Source organism: Paenibacillus sp. SAFN-117 (genome assembly GCF_051966115.1).
Taxonomy (GTDB): domain Bacteria; phylum Bacillota; class Bacilli; order Paenibacillales; family NBRC-103111; genus Paenibacillus_L; species Paenibacillus_L residui.
Genome location: NZ_JBQCLK010000092.1, coordinates 1 through 1,017 on the forward strand (window position 1 = coordinate 1; position 1,017 = coordinate 1,017).

The 1,017-nt window shown below is 46.5% G+C and carries 1 protein-coding gene; it reads left to right on the plus strand.

Annotation, left to right across the window (positions count from 1 at the left end; genetic code table 11):
* A partial coding sequence (locus tag ACTHRH_RS25670) for an IS3 family transposase (protein WP_440418291.1) occupies window positions 1-833 on the plus strand: 833 nt, incomplete at its 5' end.
* Between the last annotated feature and the right edge of the window lie 184 nt (window positions 834-1,017).

The window sequence follows — 1,017 nt, forward strand, 5'->3', positions numbered from 1 at the left end:
AAGCTCAAGCAAAACCATCTACAGCAAGCCGCAGAGGTCGTTCCTATCCCGGATATTCCCTTACGACGGATGGACGGAAAGTGAGCGACGAACAGATTAAAGAATGGCTGCTTGAGCTTGTCGAAGGCGAGGAACATGTATATGGCTACAAGTTACTCGCCCGATGCCTTCGAAAGCAAAAGAAACTGGTCCTCAATAAGAAAAAGTCGCATCGGTTATGCAGTGAGCTTGGCATTCTTCAAAAACAACGAAAACGAAAATCGAAGCACCCACGAAGATTGCCCAAAAACCGCATCGTGACAGGACCTAAACAACTGTGGCAGATGGATATCAAGTATGGCTATATAGCTGGCCAAGACCGATTCTTTTTCATATGCGATATTATTGACGTATTTGATCGTGTCATCGTTGGTTACTATAGAGGACCGGTATGTGAAGCCAAACACGTCTGTCAGACCTTAGTACGGGCTCTTGAAAGCCGGATCAAGCCTGGAGATCCTCGGCCGGTAATCCGAACGGATAACGGGCCACAATTCGTAAGTGCGTTGTTTGGAGATACTTGTGAAAGCTGGGAATTAGTCCATGAACGGATCCCGCCGAAGACACCGAATATGAATGCTTATATTGAATCGTTCCACAGTTTGTTGGAGCGAGATCTGTTGGCGAAAGAAGACTTCATGACCTTTGAAGAAGCCTATGCAGCCATCGACCGCTACATGGAATTTTACAATCATCGGAGGATGCATAGTAGTTTGGGGTATATGTCTCCGATCCAGTTTTCCAACTGGGTGATGCAGTGTGGTAACCATTCCAAATACAATATCGCCTTATGATCCGAGTTTTTATATACCGACAGTGACTCCAAAGACTTTACATGGAGGGGCAGGCATGATAGGCTGGCTGCCTTGCGAATCTGTCTTCAACTTCGCCCCTTCGCAAATAAGCATGCCTGCAGAGGCTCCATGTCAAGTCGGCACCTTAGAATCGGTAGAATACGCAAACTTACGAAAAACCTCC